Source organism: Pseudomonas sp. Irchel 3E13 (assembly GCF_900187455.1).
Taxonomy (GTDB): Bacteria; Pseudomonadota; Gammaproteobacteria; order Pseudomonadales; family Pseudomonadaceae; genus Aquipseudomonas.
In genome coordinates this window covers 194,967-213,660 of the sequence record NZ_FYDX01000003.1, presented here as the reverse complement: position 1 = coordinate 213,660, position 18,694 = coordinate 194,967, and the positions used below count along the sequence as shown (strand labels likewise).

General features: G+C 62.3%; 16 protein-coding genes. 5 read left to right on the top strand and 11 right to left on the bottom strand.

Annotation, left to right across the window (positions count from 1 at the left end; genetic code table 11):
- Positions 1–76: 76 nt before the first annotated feature.
- The 5 genes from groL to CKW37_RS05755 form a co-directional block, all read right to left on the bottom strand.
- Positions 77–1,729, bottom strand: coding sequence for a chaperonin GroEL (gene groL / locus CKW37_RS05775; RefSeq protein ID WP_095154714.1), 1,653 nt, complete (start codon positions 1,727–1,729; stop codon positions 77–79).
- 47 nt (positions 1,730–1,776) lie between these two features.
- Positions 1,777–2,070, bottom strand: coding sequence for a co-chaperone GroES (locus tag CKW37_RS05770; RefSeq protein WP_095154713.1), 294 nt, complete (start codon positions 2,068–2,070; stop codon positions 1,777–1,779).
- 258 nt (positions 2,071–2,328) lie between these two features.
- A complete protein-coding gene (locus CKW37_RS05765; protein ID WP_095154712.1) occupies positions 2,329–2,802 on the bottom strand; it encodes an FxsA family protein in 474 nt (157 codons plus the stop codon).
- Between the two features lie 65 nt (positions 2,803–2,867).
- Positions 2,868–3,599 (bottom strand): HugZ family protein, encoded by a 732-nt coding sequence (locus CKW37_RS05760; RefSeq protein WP_095154710.1) that lies wholly within the window; start codon positions 3,597–3,599, stop codon positions 2,868–2,870.
- Between the two features lie 100 nt (positions 3,600–3,699).
- Positions 3,700–4,707, bottom strand: a complete 1,008-nt coding sequence (locus CKW37_RS05755) for a DUF481 domain-containing protein (RefSeq protein WP_095154708.1) — start codon at positions 4,705–4,707, stop codon at positions 3,700–3,702.
- 144 nt (positions 4,708–4,851) lie between these two features.
- On the opposite strand from CKW37_RS05755, the gene CKW37_RS05750 reads away from it, so the two are divergent.
- Positions 4,852–5,205: an MGMT family protein gene (locus tag CKW37_RS05750; RefSeq protein WP_095154706.1), complete on the top strand. Its 354-nt coding sequence runs from the start codon at positions 4,852–4,854 to the stop codon at positions 5,203–5,205.
- A gap of 43 nt (positions 5,206–5,248) precedes the next feature.
- A complete protein-coding gene (locus CKW37_RS05745; RefSeq protein ID WP_095154703.1) occupies positions 5,249–6,811 on the top strand; it encodes an AmpG family muropeptide MFS transporter in 1,563 nt (520 codons plus the stop codon).
- 1 nt (position 6,812) lies between these two features.
- On the opposite strand, the gene CKW37_RS05740 is transcribed toward CKW37_RS05745, so the two are convergent.
- The 3 genes from CKW37_RS05740 to CKW37_RS05730 all read right to left on the bottom strand — a co-directional run bounded on the left by CKW37_RS05740 (position 6,813) and on the right by CKW37_RS05730 (position 9,659).
- Positions 6,813–8,057, bottom strand: coding sequence for an MFS transporter (locus CKW37_RS05740; RefSeq protein WP_095154701.1), 1,245 nt, complete (start codon positions 8,055–8,057; stop codon positions 6,813–6,815).
- 158 nt (positions 8,058–8,215) lie between these two features.
- A complete protein-coding gene (locus tag CKW37_RS05735; RefSeq protein ID WP_095154699.1) occupies positions 8,216–9,061 on the bottom strand; it encodes a mechanosensitive ion channel family protein in 846 nt (281 codons plus the stop codon).
- Positions 9,062–9,173: 112 nt separating this feature from the next.
- Positions 9,174–9,659 carry a YajQ family cyclic di-GMP-binding protein gene (locus CKW37_RS05730; protein WP_095154696.1) on the bottom strand — a complete coding sequence of 162 codons (486 nt, stop codon included), beginning with the start codon at positions 9,657–9,659 and terminating at the stop codon, positions 9,174–9,176.
- 113 nt (positions 9,660–9,772) lie between these two features.
- Between CKW37_RS05730 and CKW37_RS05725 the strand changes: the two genes are divergently transcribed.
- The 3 genes from CKW37_RS05725 to CKW37_RS05715 are packed head-to-tail and all read left to right on the top strand — an operon-like array spanning position 9,773 to position 13,337.
- Entirely contained in the window at positions 9,773–10,690 is a 918-nt protein-coding gene (locus CKW37_RS05725) for a putative 2-dehydropantoate 2-reductase (RefSeq protein ID WP_095154693.1), read from the top strand.
- Positions 10,691–10,736: 46 nt separating this feature from the next.
- Complete coding sequence (locus CKW37_RS05720; protein WP_095154692.1) at positions 10,737–12,773, top strand: ATP-binding protein; 2,037 nt, start codon at positions 10,737–10,739, stop codon at positions 12,771–12,773.
- Positions 12,774–12,776: 3 nt separating this feature from the next.
- On the top strand, positions 12,777–13,337 hold the full coding sequence (locus CKW37_RS05715) for a cob(I)yrinic acid a,c-diamide adenosyltransferase (protein ID WP_095154689.1): 561 nt from the start codon (positions 12,777–12,779) through the stop codon (positions 13,335–13,337).
- A 100-nt stretch (positions 13,338–13,437) separates the two neighbouring features.
- Here CKW37_RS05715 and CKW37_RS05710 read toward each other — a convergent pair whose 3' ends face one another.
- The 3 genes from CKW37_RS05710 to secA form a co-directional block, all read right to left on the bottom strand.
- Positions 13,438–14,382, bottom strand: a complete 945-nt coding sequence (locus tag CKW37_RS05710; protein WP_095154687.1) for a Nudix family hydrolase — start codon at positions 14,380–14,382, stop codon at positions 13,438–13,440.
- A gap of 94 nt (positions 14,383–14,476) precedes the next feature.
- On the bottom strand, positions 14,477–15,694 hold the full coding sequence (argJ, locus tag CKW37_RS05705; RefSeq protein WP_095154685.1) for a bifunctional glutamate N-acetyltransferase/amino-acid acetyltransferase ArgJ: 1,218 nt from the start codon (positions 15,692–15,694) through the stop codon (positions 14,477–14,479).
- Positions 15,695–15,820: 126 nt separating this feature from the next.
- Positions 15,821–18,556 carry a preprotein translocase subunit SecA gene (gene secA / locus CKW37_RS05700; RefSeq protein ID WP_095154683.1) on the bottom strand — a complete coding sequence of 912 codons (2,736 nt, stop codon included), beginning with the start codon at positions 18,554–18,556 and terminating at the stop codon, positions 15,821–15,823.
- Positions 18,557–18,694 lie beyond the last annotated feature (138 nt).

The window sequence follows — 18,694 nt, the reverse complement described above, 5'->3', positions numbered from 1 at the left end:
CACTCACTGAAGAATCCACCATAAAAAAAGCCCCGCACTAGGCGGGGCTCTTTTGGGTGCAGCGGGTGAGGCTGGCTTACATCATGCCGCCCATGCCACCCATACCGCCCATGCCACCCATGTCAGGCATGCCGCCGCCAGCACCAGCTTCAACTGGAGCGTCAGCAATCATGGCTTCGGTGGTGATCATCAGGCCGCCGATCGAAGCTGCAGCTTGCAGCGCCGAGCGAGTGACCTTGGCTGGGTCAAGGATGCCCATCTCGATCATGTCGCCGTATTCGCCGGTAGCAGCGTTGTAACCAAAGTTACCCGAACCCTGCTTGACCTTGTCGGCCACAACGCTTGGCTCGTCGCCGGCGTTGGCAGTGATCTGACGCAGCGGCGCTTCAACAGCGCGACGCAGCAGAGCGATACCGACGTTCTGGTCTTCGTTGTCGCCCTTGAGGTCGACAATGGCGGACAGAGCACGTACCAGGGCAACACCGCCGCCAGGTACCACGCCTTCTTCAACGGCTGCACGGGTAGCGTGCAGGGCGTCTTCAACGCGGGCTTTCTTCTCTTTCATTTCAACTTCGGTGCCGGCACCGACCTTGATCACGGCAACACCGCCAGCCAGTTTGGCCAGACGCTCTTGCAGCTTCTCACGGTCGTAGTCCGAGGAAGTCTCTTCGATCTGGGCGCGGATCTGCTTCACACGAGCCTGGATGTCGTCTTCAACGCCAGCACCGTCGATGATGGTGGTGTTTTCTTTCGACAGGGTGACGCGCTTGGCGTTGCCCAGATGCTCGAGGGTAGCGGATTCCAGGCTCAGGCCGATTTCTTCGGAGATCACGGTGCCGCCGGTCAGGACAGCGATGTCCTGCAGCATGGCCTTGCGGCGGTCGCCGAAGCCAGGTGCCTTGACGGCAGCAACCTTGACGATGCCGCGCATGTTGTTGACTACCAGGGTAGCCAGCGCTTCGCCTTCGACGTCTTCAGCCACGATCAGCAGCGGACGGCCGGCTTTGGCAACGGATTCCAGAACGGGCAGCAGTTCGCGGATGTTGGAGACTTTTTTGTCCACCAGCAGCAGCAGCGGGCCTTCCAGCTCGGCAACCATGGTGTCCGGCTTGTTGATGAAGTACGGGGACAGGTAGCCACGGTCGAACTGCATGCCTTCGACGACGGACAGTTCGTTTTCCAGGCCCGAGCCTTCTTCAACGGTGATCACGCCTTCTTTACCGACCTTTTCCATGGCTTCGGCGATGATGTCACCGATGGAGTTGTCGGAGTTGGCGGAGATGGTGCCTACCTGGGCGATGGCCTTGGAATCGGCGCATGGCTTGGCCAGGTTTTTCAGCTCGGCGACGACAGCGGCGGTGGCCTTGTCGATACCGCGCTTCAGGTCCATCGGGTTCATGCCGGCAGCGACGGCTTTCAGGCCTTCGTTGACGATGGCTTGAGCCAGAACGGTAGCGGTGGTGGTGCCGTCACCGGCAGCATCGTTGGCCTTGGAAGCAACTTCCTTGACCAGCTGGGCGCCCATGTTCTCGAAGGCGTCTTTCAGCTCGATTTCCTTGGCGACGGAAACGCCGTCCTTGGTGATGGTCGGAGCGCCGAAGCTCTTGGCCAGAACCACGTTACGGCCTTTCGGGCCCAGGGTCGCTTTTACTGCGTCAGCCAGAACGTTGACACCAACAAGCATTTTCTTGCGGGCGGAATCGCCGAATTTTACTTCTTTAGCAGCCATGATCGTTTAATCCTTGAATACTTGGGAGTAACGGAAAACCAGCGGAATCAAGCTTCGATAACAGCGAGGATTTCGTTCTCGCTCATTACCAGCAGGTCTTCGCCGTCAACTTTCACAGTGTTGCTGCCCGAGTAAGGGCCGAAAACCACTTTGTCACCCACTTTCACGGCCAGCGCACGCACTTCACCGTTGTCCAGGATGCGACCGGTGCCGACGGCGACGATTTCGCCGCGGTTTGGCTTTTCAGCAGCCGAGCCTGGCAGAACGATACCGCCAGCGGTTTTCGATTCTTCTTCGCTGCGGCGGATAACGACGCGGTCATGCAGAGGACGAAGCTTCATTGTCGATCTCTCCTGATAGTGGTTTTCATCGGCCGGTATCAATACCGGCGGGTTGATGCTTCCGGCGTTGCCGGTCGTGACTCGCGGGGCGGGTCACGGTTGTCTTTGTCTGGTGCGGATGCCCAGAAACCTTGCGGTGACCCATACATAAGGTCGGCCAAGGCGATTACAAGGCTCACAAAGGAATTTTTTTGCTATGAGCCGGACGGAATGAAAAACGGCCCACTCGGGGCCGTTTCTTTTGCGCGTAGGCGTGAATCACTTGTCGCGGTGTTCGTATTCACCTTCGATCACGTTCGGCTCGCGCGGCACACGGCCTTGTGGACCGGGCCGGGCACCCTCGAACGGATCGTCGGCGAACGCCCGCTGGCGCATCGCCTGGGCTTCTGCACGGCTGCGCAGTTTGCTGACGAACAAGCGACGAACGAACGGCAGCATCAGGAGCAGGCCGACCACATCGGAGATGAACCCCGGGATCAACAGCAGGCCGCCGGCCAAAGCCAGCATCAGGCCATGAAACATGTCTTCGGCGGGCAACTCGCCGCGCTGCAGGCTTTCACGCGCACGCAACGCCGTGGCCAGCCCGGCCACGCGCACCACCAGCACACCCAGCGCAGAACCGGCGAAGATCAGCAGCAGCGCCGGGAAGAAGCCGATGGAGCTGCTCACCTTGAAAAAGACGTACAGCTCAAGGATCGGGAAAATCAGGAAAAGCAGTAGAAAAGCACGCATCGAGGGTTCCTCTGCGGAAGACATCCTTCCAATAAGACCTCAAATGGTAACTTCAGCTCGAAATTTCAAGCCTCGGCCTGCTGCACCTGTGGCCACTGCTCGGCGTGAGCCAGTGAAACCAAGGCTTCGCGCACTTGTGTCGGATTGTTGCAAGGCTCTGCAAAGGCCAGCCAGTGAAGGCCCTGACCGATGCGCAGGTGCATGCCCTCGCTGTCGATACCGGCCAACTGCGCAGGCACGGTGTCCGGCAAACCGCTCAGGGCAACGTAGTGGGCGATGGCGTTAGTGTGGTCGCTGTTCATGTGTTCGACCATGCTCAGTTCCGCCTTGCCGGCGAACGGATTGGCGAGCGTGACCTGATCGATCCAGTGAATGGCGCCGAAACCGCCGATATAGCGATGGCGCACCGGCTGCAGCACCCAGAAATCGAAATCGTGGGCACTGTGGTAATTACGGGATTCGGGGAAGTAGCGGTAATAGCGCTCGGCTGCGGCCTCGATGGCCTCCGGCTGTTCCAGCTTGTGCGCCTCGGCCAGCACGGTCAGGCGGCCTACCGCCTGCACATCTTCAGCGCCGCGCTCACCCACCAGCAGCGAGCACTTGGGATCTTTCTGCAGGTTGTGGGTGTGCTGGGCGATCCGGCTGATTAGGATCAGCGGGTTGCCGTCAGCGTCCAGGCAATACGGCACCACGGAGCCGAAAGGAAAGCCGGGCATCGACTTGGAATGGGTCGAGAGCACCCCACGGTACTCTTTGAGCAGCAGTTCTCGGGCTTGCCTTGCAGCGTTGGCGCTCACGTCTGGACTCCTGGGTAAAACGGGCCGCCCGGCACGGGCGGTGATGGCGACAAGCTAATCATTATCACCGCGCAATGCCAAGGGGCCAGCTTGGTCGGGTTTACCAGGTCACGCCGAAGCCTGCGGTGTAGCGGGTCTTGTCCAGGTCGCTGTCATTGGTGCCGCTGATGATGTCTTTCTCGGCCTTGAGATTGAGCGATGCCCACTCGGTGACCTTGTAGCGCAGGCCCACTTCGGCATCCAGGCTGTAGTCGGCGACGCTACCCAGCGGCTTGCCCACTTCGCCGTTGGTGAACACCTCGATGGTCTTGCCGATCAGGTAGCGGTTGTAATCCCACTTCACGCCGACGGAATAGAAGTTGTCCTTGCCGCCGTCGGAGTATTCGTAATCGGTGCGGTTGAGCAGCGAGCCGAGGGAGAAGGCGCCCAGTTCGTCATCCCAGAACTGGTAGCCCGGACCGGTACCGACGGTGCGCTGACGGGTGAGGTCTTCGACATGGTCGCGCTTGTAGTTCAGGCGGCCTTGCCAGAACCACTTGTCGGTGATGAAGCGGTCGAGTGCGTACTCGGCGCTCCAGTTGTTGGTGGTGGTGACGTCGTCCTTGCTGTCGCGGTTGTATTCGCCTTCGGCATTGTGCCGCCAGCGGCCGTGACGCGCGGTGGTCTTGAAGTCGACGTCGTAGTCGTCGGTGTTGGACTCGGCGCGTTTGTAATCCAGCGCCAGGTCGACATTGCCCTTCCAGACCAGGTCTTCGACCACGGGCTTGGGCTTCATGATCTGCTGGATGCTGGCCAGTTCCACGGTCTTCGGCGCCTCGCCGTTGGCCAGGATCACCTTGCCGGCGTCCGCCGCCTGCAGCGACTTGGCGCGCTCGCCGTTGTACTCGTCCTGCTTGACCAGCAGTTCCTGGTCACTTTCCAGGGTCTTGACCTGCTTCCAGTCCAGCGGGATCGAGCCACCATAAGGTGTTTCCAGCAACAGCTTGCCGCCGTCGAACACCTTGATCTTGCCGCTCAGGCGGTCACCGTTCTTCATCCAGACGGTATCGGCTACAGCCGGTGCGCAAACGCCGACCAATGCAAGGCACAACAAGGTTCTAGAATACATAGGCAATACGGACATTAAGGTTCGCGAAAAAAGTGGGGCATTATCCAGATGCTCAGCCCCCGAGCAAGGACAGACCTGACCAATGCCAATGAGTTCAATTGCCAAGTGTTTCCACTCCCCCCGTGCCAGGCAGGTTCGTGCCCGATGAAAGCTTCAGCCGACGTGACCCAGCAGCGCGCCGAAGACCGACGGACGGCGCTCTATATGGTGTTGGGCCAGGTACCAGAGGGCAAAGTCGTCAGTTATGGCGAGCTGGCTGATCTGGCGGGTCTGGGCCGCGCTGCGCGTTGGGTCGGACGCACCCTGAGCCAGTTGCCCCCCGACACCCGCCTGCCCTGGCATCGGGTGCTGGGCGCCGGTGGTCGCTTGAGTCTGGCCCAGGGCACACCCTCCGGGGATGAACAACGGGCGCGCTTGCGCGCCGAAGGTGTCAGCCTGCGCAATAATCGCGTCGATATGTCGCGCCATGGCTGGCGTCCGATGGATCACAACAGTTAGAGTGCGCGCTTTGTGTTCGTAATCTTGAGGCAGATGTTGGCCCATGCCCCGTAAAACCTGGCGCGCTGCGCTTGCTGCCTATGCCAGCCCGTCGACCGTGGTGCTCCTGCTGCTCGGCTTCGCCGCCGGCCTGCCTTATATGCTGGTGTTCTCGACGCTGTCGGTCTGGTTGCGCGAAGCCGGAGTCGCTCGCGAAACCATTGGCTACGCCAGCCTGATCGGCCTGGCCTACGCATTCAAATGGGTGTGGTCCCCGCTGCTCGACCAATGGCGCCTGCCATTGCTCGGCAAGCTGGGTCGACGCCGCTCCTGGCTGGTCCTGTCGCAGATACTGGTGGTGGTCGGCCTGGTCGGCATGGGCTTCTGCGATCCGCAAAAACACCTGTCCTGGTTGATCGCCCTCGCGGTGCTGGTGGCGTTCGCCTCGGCCACCCAGGACATCGCCGTCGACGCCTACCGCCTGGAAATCGCCGACGACCAGCGCCAGGCTGCCCTCGCCGCCAGCTACATGGCCGGCTACCGGGTCGCCGCCCTGCTCGCCACCGCCGGCGCGCTGTTCTTCGCCGAGTGGTTTGGCTCCACCGGCTTCAGCTACATGCACAAGGCCTGGACTGGCACCTACGTGCTGTTCGGCGTGATGATGCTGCCAGCGTTGCTCACCTCGCTGTTGATGCGTGAACCCCCGGTATCGCTGCGCACCCAGTTGCAGGCGGCCCGCTACGGCTTCAGCCATCAATTGATTTCGGTCTTCGTGCTGATCGTGCTGCTGGTGTCCGTGCCGGCCATGTTCACCCAGCTCTACAACACCGACTTCGCCAGCGTGCTGTTCGAAGGCGTCAGCCTGCTCGACCTGCTGCTGGAAGACCGCGCCTTCCTGCGCGCCATCCTCTACATCACCCTGACCTGCCTATGCCTCTCGGCCATGGGCCGCCGCGGCCTGGCGCCGGTGCTGACCCCGGTCAACGACTTCATCCAGCGCTATCGCTGGCAGGCCCTGCTGCTGCTCGGGCTGATCGCGACCTACCGGATGTCCGACACGGTGATGGGCGTGATGGCCAACGTGTTCTACATCGACCAGGGCTTCACCAAGGACCAGATCGCCAGCGTCAGCAAGATCTTCGGCCTGATCATGACCCTGGTCGGCGCCGGTTTCGGCGGGCTGCTGATCGTGCGCTTCGGCATCCTGCCGATCCTGTTCATCGGCGGCGCGGCCTCGGCGGCGACCAACATCCTGTTCCTGATGCTGGCCGACATGGGCCCCAACCTGCAGATGCTGGTGGTGACCATTTCCCTCGACAACTTCAGCTCGGGCCTGGCCACGTCGGCGTTCGTCGCCTACCTGTCGAGCCTGACCAACCTGAAGTTCTCCGCCACCCAATACGCACTGCTCAGCTCCATCATGCTGCTGCTGCCGCGTCTGATCGGTGGCTACTCAGGCGTGATGGTGGAGAAGTACGGCTATCACGACTTCTTCCTGATTACCGCGCTGCTGGGCGTACCGACGCTGATCCTGATCGCCCTGCACTGGCATCAGGAGCTGCGCCGCGGCAAGCAGGAGCCGGAGCAACCCGGCAATGGTCAGGTCGGCGAGCAGCAGCAGCCCTGAATCAGGGCTGCACCGCCAGCGTCCCGCGTCCTTCCCTCAGCACCACCCACAATGGCCACAGCGCCAGCACCCCTGACAGCCCCGCTGCCAGGGCGAATGCCAGCAGTCCGGCACCGGCCCCGAGCATCGCCATCAGCGCCCCGCCGAAACCGAGCAGGGCGATGGTGATCATCCCCAGCATGGCCGACACCAGTCCCTTGCTCTGTTCGCTGCTGAACAGGGTCATGCGGTACAGCACCGCATTGGCCACGCCCAGTCCCAACGCGTAGACGGACAGCCCGACCACCAGGCTCGGCACGCTCGGATAAATCCAGGTCGCCAGCACCGCCGCCAGCAGCCCCGCCAGGAACGGCCACAGCGCGCCGCGCACCAAGGTGGTCAGCGGATAGCGATCGGCGATCCGGTTGATGATCAGGTTGCCGAGGATCAGCCCGCCGAACACCGGCAGTTGCCACAGCGCGTACTGCATTGTGCTGAGGCCCTCGTCGTGGATCAGCAACACCGGCGACAAGCCGATCCAGCCAATCAGCGGCAGGCCGATCAGGCCCAGCGCCGCGCTGCCGGCGACGAAGCGTCGGTTACCGAGCAACTGGCCATAGCCGGCCAGGAGCGGCAACAGGTGAATGGGCTGGAACTCCAGGCGGGTGCCGTCGCGGCGCTCCACCCCCAGGGTTTCCGGCATGAAGCGGTACAGGGCGAACCAGGCCAGTACGGCAGCGCCGCCAAACAGCACGAACAGCCAGCGCCAGGACACCCACTCCAGCATCAGCGTGCCCACCAACGGCCCCAGCAACGGCGACAACAGGGCGATGTTCGCCAACAACGCCATCATCCGTACCGCGTCGGCTTCGCTGAACGCTTCGTTCAAGGCCGGATAGCTGACGGTGACCACGAAGCCCAGGCCAATGCCCTGCAACAGGCGCAGCAGGTTGAACACTTCGATACCGTCGACCCAGAAGGTCGCCAGGCACGCGAGGCAGAAGAACGCGCAACCGCCCAACAGCAACGGACGTCGGCCATAGCGGTCGGCCAGCGGGCCGATCAGCCATTGCAACAGCACGCCGCCGAGCAGGTACAGGTTCAGCGCATGGGGGATGAATTCGGGACTGGCCTGCAGGTCTGTCACCACCTGCGGCATGGCCGGCATCACCACGTCACTGGCGAGGTAGGTGAGGAGTTCGAACAGCGCCAGGGTCATGGCGAAGCAGAAGGCCCTGAACGGGGTGATCTTGAGAAGCGGTGTCATGATTCGGCCAGCATTGGATATCAGACCGGCCTGTATGCCAGAAAAGCCCGGACGCCGGTAGCGAGAAGAGGTGAATAAGTGTAATGCCCGGCCACAAACGACATCGCCGGCACATGCCCCGGAGAGGCCTGTGCCGGCGATGGCTGCAACGGCTGCGTTTACTGAGCGGCGGTTTCCTGAACCACGCGGATCACGCGCTGCGGAAAGGGAATGTCGATACCCTCGCTTTTCAGACGATCACGCGCACGCTCGTTGAGCATGAACATCACGTCCCAGTAGTCGCCGGTGTTGACCCAGACGCGCAGGGAAACGGTGATGGCGCTGTCGCCCAAGGTCGCGACTACCGCTTGCGGCGCCGGATCCGCGTGTACCCGCGGGTCATTCTTGGCCAGGTCGAGCAGGACGTTACGGGCCTTCTGCAGGTCCGCTTCGTAGTCGACGCCGACATCGAACACCACCTTGCGGGTCGGCTGGCGGTTGTAGTTGGTGATGATGCCGTTGGACAGGTTGCCGTTGGGCACGATCACCGTCTTGTTGTCGCCCGTACGCAGCACGGTGTGGAAGATCTGGATGCTGTCGACGGTGCCGCTGACACCCTGCGCCTCGATCCAGTCGCCCAGGCGGAACGGACGGAACAACAGAATCAGCACACCACCGGCAAAGTTCGCCAGGCTGCCTTGCAGGGCCAGGCCGATAGCCAGACCCGCGGCACCGATGGCGGCCACGAAGGACGTGGTCTCCACGCCGATCATCGAGGCGACGCTGATGAACAGCAGCACCTTGAGGATGATATTGGCCAAGGTGCTGATGAAGCCTTGCAGGGCAGGATCGCCGTTACGCAACGCGACCAGACGGCCCAGCTTGGCGGTGAGCTTGTTGACCAGCCACCAGCCCACTGCAAGCGTGATCAGCGCCAGCAGCACGCGGCTGCCGTATTCCATGATCAACGGAATCCAGGCCTGCGAAGTCCTGACCAGTTGATCGACCTCAGCATTCAAATCCATTCTGTTCTCCTAGCCGTGCGGCAAAAATCTGAAAATATTGCGCCGCAAACGTTTCAGCGCTACAGGAACCTCGGACGCCATCAAAACGCCAAGGTTCCCGCCAGGCGGGCTGTCAGTCGCGGAAATTGTTGAACTGCAGCGGCATGCCGAACTCTTTGGCACGCAGGGCCGCGATGGCTTCCTGCAGGTCGTCGCGCTTCTTGCCGGTCACGCGGATCTGCTCGCCCTGGATGGCGGCCTGAACCTTGAGTTTGGCGTCCTTGATATGAGCAACGATCTTCTTCGCCAGTTCTTTATCGATGCCCTCTTTGAACACCGCGTCCTGCTTGGTCACCTTGCCCGATGCATAGGCGTCTTTGATTTCCAGGCATTGCACGTCGATTTTGCGCTTGACCAGGGCCATACGCAGGATTTCGACCATCGCTTCGAGCTGGAACTCGGCTTCGGCGGTCAGGGTGACGGTCTGGTCCTTTTCCTTGAACTCGAAGCTGCCCTTGCCCTTGAGGTCGTAGCGGCGATCCAGTTCCTTGACGGCGTTTTCCACGGCGTTGGTGACTTCGTGCTTGTCCAGTTCCGATACCACGTCGAACGACGGCATATCTTTCTCCAAAAAATAAAGGCGCGCTGGCGCCCCTGTGAGGGGAGCGCGATGGAGCGCACCGGGTTTGACGGTTAAAATGCGGGCTCATTATAAACGCTTGGGAAACGCTGATGAGCAGCACCTGGCATATTCTCGGCGCCGGCAGCCTCGGCAGCCTCTGGGCCTGCCGCCTGGCGCGGGCGGGCAAACCGGTCCGGCTGATTCTGCGCGACGCACAACGGCTGCACGCCTACGAGGCGACAGGCGGCCTGACGCTGGTCGAGCAAGGACAACCGCGGACCTTCCCCATCCCAGCGGAAATCACCACCGCCCCCGGGCCGATCAGCCGGCTGCTGGTGGCCTGCAAGGCCTACGACGCGGAAAAGGCCGTCGCCAGCATCGCCCATCGTCTGACGGCGGATGCCGAAATCATCCTGCTGCAAAACGGCTTGGGCAGCCAGGACGAAGTCGCCGCCCGCGTGCCGCTGGCCCGCTGCATCTTCGCATCCAGCACCGAAGGCGCCTTTCGCGAGCACGACTGGCAGGTGAATTTTGCCGGGCATGGCTTCAACTGGTTGGGCGATCCGGCCAACCCGCCGCCGCCAGACTGGCTTGATGACCTGAGCGACGCTGGCATCCCCCATCAGTGGACGCCCGATATCCTCACCCGCCTGTGGCGCAAGCTGGCGCTCAATTGCGCGATCAACCCACTGACCGTGCTCCACGATTGCCGCAACGGTGGCCTGACCGACCACCACTGCGAGGTCGCGACGCTGTGCGCGGAGCTGGCCGAGCTGTTGCAGGTCTGCGGTCAGCCGCAGGCTGCCGAAAATCTGGCCACGGAAGTCGAACGGGTCATCCAGGCCACCGCCGCCAACTACTCTTCGATGTACCAGGACGTTCGAAACCGGCGCCGCACCGAGATCCACTACCTGCTCGGCCACGCCTGCCGCACCGCCACCCGCCACGGACACACCCTGGCGCACCTGGAACGGCTCTACCGGCGCCTGGTCGAACACCTGAACAACCACGGATTGCCCAGCGACTGAGGGCAGCGTTACCCTGCCCTTCCCACCACAGGACCACGCCTTCCCCATGCCCTTGCGCGAACGCCTGGAAAACCTGCCGGTCGGCCAGAAACTGCTGGCCGCCCTGCTGGTGCTGCTGATCACCATCCTGCTGGTGGCCAACCTTACCTTTATCAGCGCCGCCTACTGGATATCCCAGGAAGCCATGGCGCCACAGGCCCTGCAAACGATCGGCCGACTGGTCTCCACTCCGCAGATCGCCCAGCAGGCCACCGACTCTCCCGAAGCCGCCAACAAACTGCTGCAGGAGCTCGACACCTACTCGCCGCTGCGCGCCGCCGCCCTGTACGGTTCCGATGGCAAGCTGCTCGCGCAGTTGCAGCACGGCGAGCCGATCGCCCTGCCCAAGCGCTACCGCAATATCGAAGGCTGGCGCCTGACCGAATTCCGCAGCACCCAACTGGTCAGCCTGGGCCGCCCCGGCAGCCCGCCGGGGCACTTGTTGCTGGTGGCCAGCAGCGAACTGCCGATGGCCTTCTACACCGGCACCCTCACCGCCAGCCTGGGCATCCTCGTCTTCAGCGTGCTGCTGTGGATGATCATCGCCCGGCAGATCAAGCGCCTGATCACCCAGCCGATCTACCAACTCGAACAGCTCTCGCGCCAGGTGACCCGGGAAGAGAACTACGCCCTGCGCGCCAGCCCTGGCAACCATGATGAAATCGGCAGCCTGGCCGAAGCGTTCAACACCATGCTGTCGCGCATTGAAGCACGCGAGCAGCAACTCAAGCGCGCCCGCGACGAGTTCCAGCATGCCTTCGACCAGGCGCAAGGGCTGGCCGAGGAAACCCGTCACACCAACCGCAAGCTGGAGCTGGAAGTCCAGGTGCGCGGCAAGATCGAACGCAAGCTCACCGGCTTCCAGAACTACCTCAACAGCATCATCGACTCCATGCCCTCGGCGCTGATCGCCCTCGATGAACAGCTCTACGTCACCCAGTGGAACCAGGAGGCCAGCGCCCTTTCCGGGACGCCGCTGGACGAAGCCCTGAACCAGCCGATCTTCCTCGCCTTCGAACCGCTCAAGCCGTTCCTGCCGCAGCTCAAGGAGAGCGTCGAGAAGCATCGGGTGGCGAAGATCGAGCGCGTGACCTGGACCAAAGACGACGACGCCCGCCACTACGCCCTGACCTTCTATCCACTGATGGGTGGCGGCGGCCGTGGCGTGGTGATTCGCATCGATGACATCACCCAGCGCCTGTCGCTGGAAGAAATGATGGTGCAATCGGAAAAGATGCTCTCGGTCGGCGGCCTCGCGGCGGGCATGGCCCACGAAATCAACAACCCGTTGGGCGCCATCCTGCACAACGTGCAGAACATTCGCCGGCGCCTGTCCCCCGATCTGCCGAAAAACCTCGAACAGGCCAACGAGACCGGGATCGACCTGGCCACCGTCAACCGTTACCTGGAAGGCCGCCAGGTGCCGCAACTGCTCGACGGCATCCAGCAGGCCGGAGCCCGCGCGGCGAAGATCGTGACCCACATGCTCAGTTTCAGCCGGCGCAGCAACCGGCAATTGGCGCCCTGCGACCTGCCGGCGCTGATCGACCAGGCCGTGGAAATCGCCGGCAACGACTTCGACCTGACCATCGGTTTCGACTTCAAGGGCCAGGCCATCGTCCGCCAGTTCGACCCCGACCTCGGCCCGGTGCCAGGCACCGCCAATGAACTGGAACAGGTGCTGCTCAACCTGCTGAAGAACGCCGCCCAGGCCATTCACCTGCGCGAAGACGACCGCGAACCCGGACGGATCACCCTGCGCACCCGGCTGAACCCGCCGTGGGCGGAAATCCAGGTCGAGGACAACGGCGTCGGCATGCCCGAAGCGGTGCGCAAACGCACCTTCGAACCGTTCTTCACCACCAAGGAAATCGGCCAGGGCACGGGCCTCGGCCTGTCGGTGTCGTATTTCATCATCACCAACAACCACAAGGGCCAGATGGAAGTGCAGTCGGCGCCGGGCCAAGGCACCTGCTTCACCCTGCGCCTGCCGCTGGCCGCCAGCCTCGCGCCGCTCCCGGCGCCCAACAAACTGGAGTCATGAACCATGGGCTTTCGCCTGTCGAAGATCTACACCCGTACCGGCGACAAGGGCGAAACCGGCCTCGGTGACGGCCGCCGCGTGCCCAAGGACCATCCGCGCATCGAAGCTATCGGCGAAGTCGATACGCTGAACAGTCAGCTGGGATTGCTGCTGGCTGGCCTGGCAGAACAGGGGCTGGAGGAAGTGATCGAGGTGCTGGCGCCCTGTCAGCATCGCTTGTTCGACCTTGGTGGCGAATTGGCGATGCCCAGCTATCAGGCGCTGAACGCCGTTGAAGTGGAGCGGCTGGAAGCAGCCATTGATCGCTGGAACGAAGAGCTGGGTCCGCTGGAGAACTTCATCCTGCCCGGCGGTTCGGCGCTGGTGGCCCAGGCCCATGTCTGCCGCAGTCTGGCCCGCAGCGCCGAGCGGCGCTGCCAGCAGCTCAACGCGATCGAGCCGCTGGCGGGTGTCGGGCTGGCTTACATCAATCGGCTGTCGGATCTGCTGTTCGTCGCGGCACGCCTGATCGGGCGGCGCCAGGGTATCGGCGAAGTGCTATGGCAGGCCTCGGCGAAACCCTGAGCCAGGCCACATCGCGAGCAAGCTCGCGCCTACGGTTGCACCGATTGCCGGGACACTGGACCGTCGCGAAGGGCTGCAAAGCAGCCCCAATGGATTCGACTCAGACCTCGGGCCAGAACGCCCGGATCCCCGCCACACCTTGTGCACCAACTCGCCAGGCGCGCTCGCGCTCGGCGGCGCCCACGCCGCCCAGCAGGAACACCGGCCGGTTGAAGCCTTCGATCAGTTGCTGTGCTGCATCCCAACCCAATGGCTGTGCCTCTGGATGAGTCTGGGTGGCCTGCACCGGTGACAAGGTGACGAAATCCACGCCCATCTGCTCAGCCAGGGCCAATTCTTCGGCGTTATGGCAGGACGCAGCCAGCCAGCGCTCCTTGGGGAACGGTCGGCCATTGGCGGCGTACTTGCGCAGTTGCTCGGAAGTCAGGTGCCAGCCGGCCGACGGGAAATCACCCAGCCATTCCAGGGGTCCCTTGAGCATCAATTGCGCCTTGCCCGCACAGAGTCCAGCCGCATCCACCGCAACATCGCGGTACTTGGGGTCGTACATGTTCGGCGCACGCAGTTGCACCAGCTTGATCCCGCCGGCGATGGCTTTCTGGATACCGCGCAGCATATGCGGGACTTCCAGGTCATCCGGCGTGATCAGGTACTCACTAGGCAAACGCGCAGCGGCGACGATCGGCCGGTTGGCTTCGGGGAATTCGTACTGCGCCAGGTCCTTCGGCGACACCCAGGCCAGCGGCTGGCCTTCGGCGCCATGGGGTTCACCCGTGAAACCGCTGACGTCCCAGACATCCAGCAAGATCTGTTTATCCGGGTAGTCATGCTTGATCTTGATCAGTGGCCGCGCTGCGGTCACTTCGATGCTCAGCTCTTCGCGCAGTTCGCGCGCCAGGGCCGCATCCACGGTTTCGCCGTCTTCAACCTTGCCTCCGGGGAACTCCCAGAGACCGCCTTGATGCTGGGTCTTGTCGCGACGGGCGATGAGGATTTGCCCGTCCGCACCGCGGATGACCGCGGCTGCTACATGAATTCGTTTCAACGTTCACTCTCCGCCAGAAATCCACACTTGGGTACATAACCCGAACCGGCAAGCCCGCCCGCGGTTGGCGGGCTCGCCGGAGACGCGTGTTCGATCAGGTCCGGTATTCGGCGTTGATCTTCACGTACTCGTGAGAAAGGTCGGTGGTCCAGATGGTTTCACTGCAATCACCACGGCCCAGCTCGATACGGATGGTGATCTCTTCCTGAGCCATGACCGCGGAGCCCTGGTCTTCGGTGTAGGTCGCGCTGCGGCCGCCTTTGCTGGCGATGCAGACGCTGCCCAGGTACACGTCGATCAGGCTGACGTCGAGGTTCGCCACGCCGGCACGACCAACGGCCGCCAGGATGCGGCCCCAGTTCGGGTCGGAGGCGAACAGTGCGGTCTTGATCAGCGGCGAGTGGGCAACGGCGTAGCCGACGTCCAGGCACTCCTGATGATTGCCACCACCGTTGACCTCAACGGTCACGAACTTGGTCGCGCCTTCGCCGTCACGGACGATGGCCTGGGCCACTTCCATGCAGACTTCGAACACGGCCTTTTTCAGGGCTTCGAACAGCGGGCCGCTGGCTTCAGTGACTTCGGCGACATCGGCCTTGCCGGTGGCGATCAGCATGCAGCAGTCGTTGGTCGAGGTGTCGCCATCGATGGTGATGCGGTTGAACGACTTGTTGGCGCCGTCCAGCATCAGGTCTTTCAGTACCGCCGGCGCAACTTTGGCGTCGGTGGCGATGTAGCCGAGCATGGTGGCCATGTTCGGACGGATCATCCCGGCGCCTTTGCTGATGCCAGTCACGGTGATGGTCACACCCTCGTGCTGAAACTGGCGGCTGGCGCCCTTGGGCAGGGTGTCGGTGGTCATGATGCCAGTGGCGGCTTCAGCCCAGTGGTTTTCGGACAGGTTGTCCAGAGCGGCCTGCAGCGCGCCTTCGATCTTCTCGACCGGCAGCGGCTCACCGATCACGCCGGTGGAGAACGGCAGCACGGCGCTGGCGTCGACGCCAGTCAGCTCAGCCAGCTTGGCGCAGGTGCGCTCGGCAGCGGCCAGGCCGGGTGCGCCGGTACCGGCGTTGGCGTTACCGGTGTTGGTCAGCAGGTAGCGTACGGTGCCTTGCACGCGCTGCTTGGCCAGGATCACCGGTGCAGCGCAGAACGCGTTCAGGGTGAAAACGCCAGCGACGCTGGAGCCTTCGGCACAGCGCATCACCACCACATCCTTGCGCCCAGGACGCTTGATGCCCGCCGAGGCGATACCGAGTTCGAAACCGGGGACCGGGTGCAACGTTGGCAAAGGACCAAGACCAACAGCCATGAAAGCGCTCCTAGAACATTGAGATGCCGCCGTTGATCGACGGCGCTTGAGATGGAACAACGCCGCGACGGGTCAGGCCTGTCGCGGCGTGGTGTTCATGTTTCAGCGTGACACTGGCGGGTCAGATCAGTCGATCTGACCATGGCAGTGCTTGAACTTCTTGCCCGAACCACACCAGCACGGCTCATTGCGGCCCAGTTTGATGTCGTTGCGTACCGGCGCAGCGGCAACGGCGACTTCGGCACCGTCTTCCTGCAACTCAGCAGCTTCCAGGCCAGGCGCGGCGGCATGCTGGAACTGCATGCGCTGGGCCAGTTCTTCGGCTTCGCGGCGCAGACGGGCTTCTTCTTCGATCGGATCCTCGCGGCGAACCTGGACATGGGACAGAACGCGGATGGTGTCGCGCTTGATCGAGTCCAGCAGTTCCTGGAACAGGGTGAACGACTCGCGCTTGTACTCCTGTTTCGGGTTCTTCTGAGCGTAGCCACGCAGGTGAATGCCGTGTCGCAGGTGGTCCATCATCGACAGGTGGTCTTTCCACAGGTCGTCGAGGACGCGCAGCAGGATCTGCTTCTCGAAGGTACGCAGGGCTTCGGCACCAGCGCTGTCTTCTTTCTCGTTGTAGGCGGTCAGCAGCTCGTTCAGCAGCTTCTCGCGCAGGGTTTCTTCGTACAGGTGATCGTCTTCGTCGAGCCACTGCTGGATCGGCAACTTCACGCCGAAGTCGCTGGCCAGGGCCGCTTCCAGACCGGTCACATCCCACTGCTCGGGCAGCGATTGTGGCGGAATGTGCTGGCTGATGGTCGCGTCGAGGGCTTCCTGACGGAACTCGGCGATAGTGTCGCCAACGTTCTCGGCGGCCAGCAGGCTGTTGCGCATGTGGTAGATCACTTTGCGCTGCTCGTTGGCCACGTCGTCGAATTCGAGCAGTTGCTTGCGGATGTCGAAGTTGCGACCTTCGACCTTGCGCTGCGCCTTCTCGATGGCGTTGGTCACCATGCGGTGTTCGATCGCCTCGCCGGACTGCATGCCCAGGGCTTTCATGAAGTTCTTCACCCGGTCAGAGGCGAAGATGCGCATCAGGCTGTCTTCCAGCGACAGGTAGAAGCGGCTGGAGCCCGGGTCGCCCTGACGACCGGAACGACCACGCAACTGGTTGTCGATACGGCGGGATTCATGGCGCTCGGAAGCGATTACGTGCAGGCCACCGGACTCGATCACCTGCTGGTGGCGCTTCTGCCAGTCAGCCTTGATCTGGGCGATCTGCTCAGGGGTCGGGTTTTCCATGGAAGCCACTTCGACTTCCCAGTTGCCGCCCAGCAGGATGTCGGTACCGCGACCGGCCATGTTGGTGGCGATGGTCAGCGCACCCGGACGACCGGCCTGGGCAATGATCTCCGCTTCTTTTTCGTGGTACTTGGCGTTGAGGACCTTGTGATCGATACCCTCTTTCTTGAGCAGGTTGGACATGTGCTCGGAGGTTTCGATGGTCGCAGTACCAACCAGGACAGGACGGCCGGAAGCCATGCTTTCCTTGATGTCGGTGATGATCGCCGCGTACTTCTCCTCGGCGGTCAGGTACACCAGGTCGTTGAAGTCTTTACGCGCCAATGGCTTGTTCGGCGGAATCACCATCACGTTGAGGGCGTAGATCTGGGCGAACTCGAACGCCTCGGTGTCAGCGGTACCGGTCATGCCGGACAGCTTGTTGTACAGGCGGAAGTAGTTCTGGAAGGTGGTCGACGCCAAGGTCTGGCTTTCGGCCTGGATGTTCAGGTTTTCCTTGGCTTCGATGGCCTGGTGCAGGCCTTCGGACAGACGACGACCCGGCATGGTACGGCCGGTGTGTTCGTCGATCAGCAGAACCTGACCGTCCTGGACGATGTACTCGACGTTGCGGTGGAACAGCTTGTGCGCACGCAGACCGGCATAGACGTGGGTCAGCAGGCCCAGGTTGTGCGCGGAATACAGGCTCTCGCCCTCGGCCAGCAGGCCGACCTGGGTGAGCATCTCTTCGATGAACTGGTGACCGGCTTCGTTGAGTTCGACCTGACGCGTCTTCTCGTCAACCTTGAAGTGACCTTCCTGGGTGACTTCGCCTTCGACTTCTTCGATGTGCTGCTTCAGGCGCGGGATCAGCTTGTTGATCTCGATGTACAGCTTGGAGCTGTCTTCAGCCTGACCGGAAATGATCAGCGGGGTACGGGCTTCGTCGATCAGGATGGAGTCGACTTCGTCGATCACAGCGAAATTCAGCTCGCGCTGGAATTTCTCTTCCATGCTGAACGCCATGTTGTCGCGCAGGTAGTCGAAACCGAATTCGTTGTTGGTGCCGTAGGTGATGTCGGCAGCGTAGGCAATACGCTTCTCTTCCGGCGGCTGGAACGGTGTGACGACACCGACTGTCAGGCCGAGGAATTCATACAGAGGACGCATCCAGTTGGCGTCGCGGCGGGCCAGGTAGTCGTTGACCGTGACCACGTGCACGCCCTTGCCGGACAGTGCGTTGAGGTATACGCCCAGGGTTGCCACCAGGGTCTTGCCCTCACCGGTGCGCATTTCCGCGATCATGCCTTCGTGCAAGGTCATGCCGCCGATCAACTGCACATCGAAGTGACGCATGCCCATGATCCGCTTGCCCGCTTCACGCGTGACGGCGAAGGCTTCAGGCAGGAGCTGGTCGAGGGTCTCGCCTTTGGCCAGGCGCTCTTTGAACTCGGCGGTCTTGGCCCGCAACTGTTCATCAGAGAGGGCCACCATCTGCTCTTCGAAGGCATTGACGATCTGTACCGTCTTGAGCATGCGTTTGACTTCACGCTCGTTCTTGCTTCCAAAAAGTTTTTTTAACAAAGGCGCAAACATATCGGCAGGATCTTCCACACATAGGGATGGAGGGCGGCCCCGTGAGTCGCCCGTGCAGCCCTTATTGGCCGCATGCGAACGAGCATTCTACCCGGAAACGATGGTGAGGAAAGTGGTGGAATTCCACGATGCTGGCAC

What these genes read in the sequence shown, in the direction of transcription:
- groL (WP_095154714.1), bottom strand. Translation starts at nt 1,729, where the DNA reads ATGGCTGCTAAAGAAGTAAAATTCGGCGATTCCGCCCGCAAGAAAATG.
- CKW37_RS05770 (WP_095154713.1), bottom strand. Translation starts at nt 2,070, where the DNA reads ATGAAGCTTCGTCCTCTGCATGACCGCGTCGTTATCCGCCGCAGCGAA.
- CKW37_RS05765 (WP_095154712.1), bottom strand. Translation starts at nt 2,802, where the DNA reads ATGCGTGCTTTTCTACTGCTTTTCCTGATTTTCCCGATCCTTGAGCTG.
- CKW37_RS05755 (WP_095154708.1), bottom strand. Translation starts at nt 4,707, where the DNA reads ATGTATTCTAGAACCTTGTTGTGCCTTGCATTGGTCGGCGTTTGCGCA.
- CKW37_RS05750 (WP_095154706.1), top strand. Translation starts at nt 4,852, where the DNA reads ATGAAAGCTTCAGCCGACGTGACCCAGCAGCGCGCCGAAGACCGACGG.
- CKW37_RS05745 (WP_095154703.1), top strand. Translation starts at nt 5,249, where the DNA reads ATGCCCCGTAAAACCTGGCGCGCTGCGCTTGCTGCCTATGCCAGCCCG.
- CKW37_RS05740 (WP_095154701.1), bottom strand. Translation starts at nt 8,057, where the DNA reads ATGACACCGCTTCTCAAGATCACCCCGTTCAGGGCCTTCTGCTTCGCC.
- CKW37_RS05735 (WP_095154699.1), bottom strand. Translation starts at nt 9,061, where the DNA reads ATGGATTTGAATGCTGAGGTCGATCAACTGGTCAGGACTTCGCAGGCC.
- CKW37_RS05730 (WP_095154696.1), bottom strand. Translation starts at nt 9,659, where the DNA reads ATGCCGTCGTTCGACGTGGTATCGGAACTGGACAAGCACGAAGTCACC.
- CKW37_RS05725 (WP_095154693.1), top strand. Translation starts at nt 9,773, where the DNA reads ATGAGCAGCACCTGGCATATTCTCGGCGCCGGCAGCCTCGGCAGCCTC.
- CKW37_RS05720 (WP_095154692.1), top strand. Translation starts at nt 10,737, where the DNA reads ATGCCCTTGCGCGAACGCCTGGAAAACCTGCCGGTCGGCCAGAAACTG.
- CKW37_RS05715 (WP_095154689.1), top strand. Translation starts at nt 12,777, where the DNA reads ATGGGCTTTCGCCTGTCGAAGATCTACACCCGTACCGGCGACAAGGGC.
- argJ (WP_095154685.1), bottom strand. Translation starts at nt 15,694, where the DNA reads ATGGCTGTTGGTCTTGGTCCTTTGCCAACGTTGCACCCGGTCCCCGGT.
- secA (WP_095154683.1), bottom strand. Translation starts at nt 18,556, where the DNA reads ATGTTTGCGCCTTTGTTAAAAAAACTTTTTGGAAGCAAGAACGAGCGT.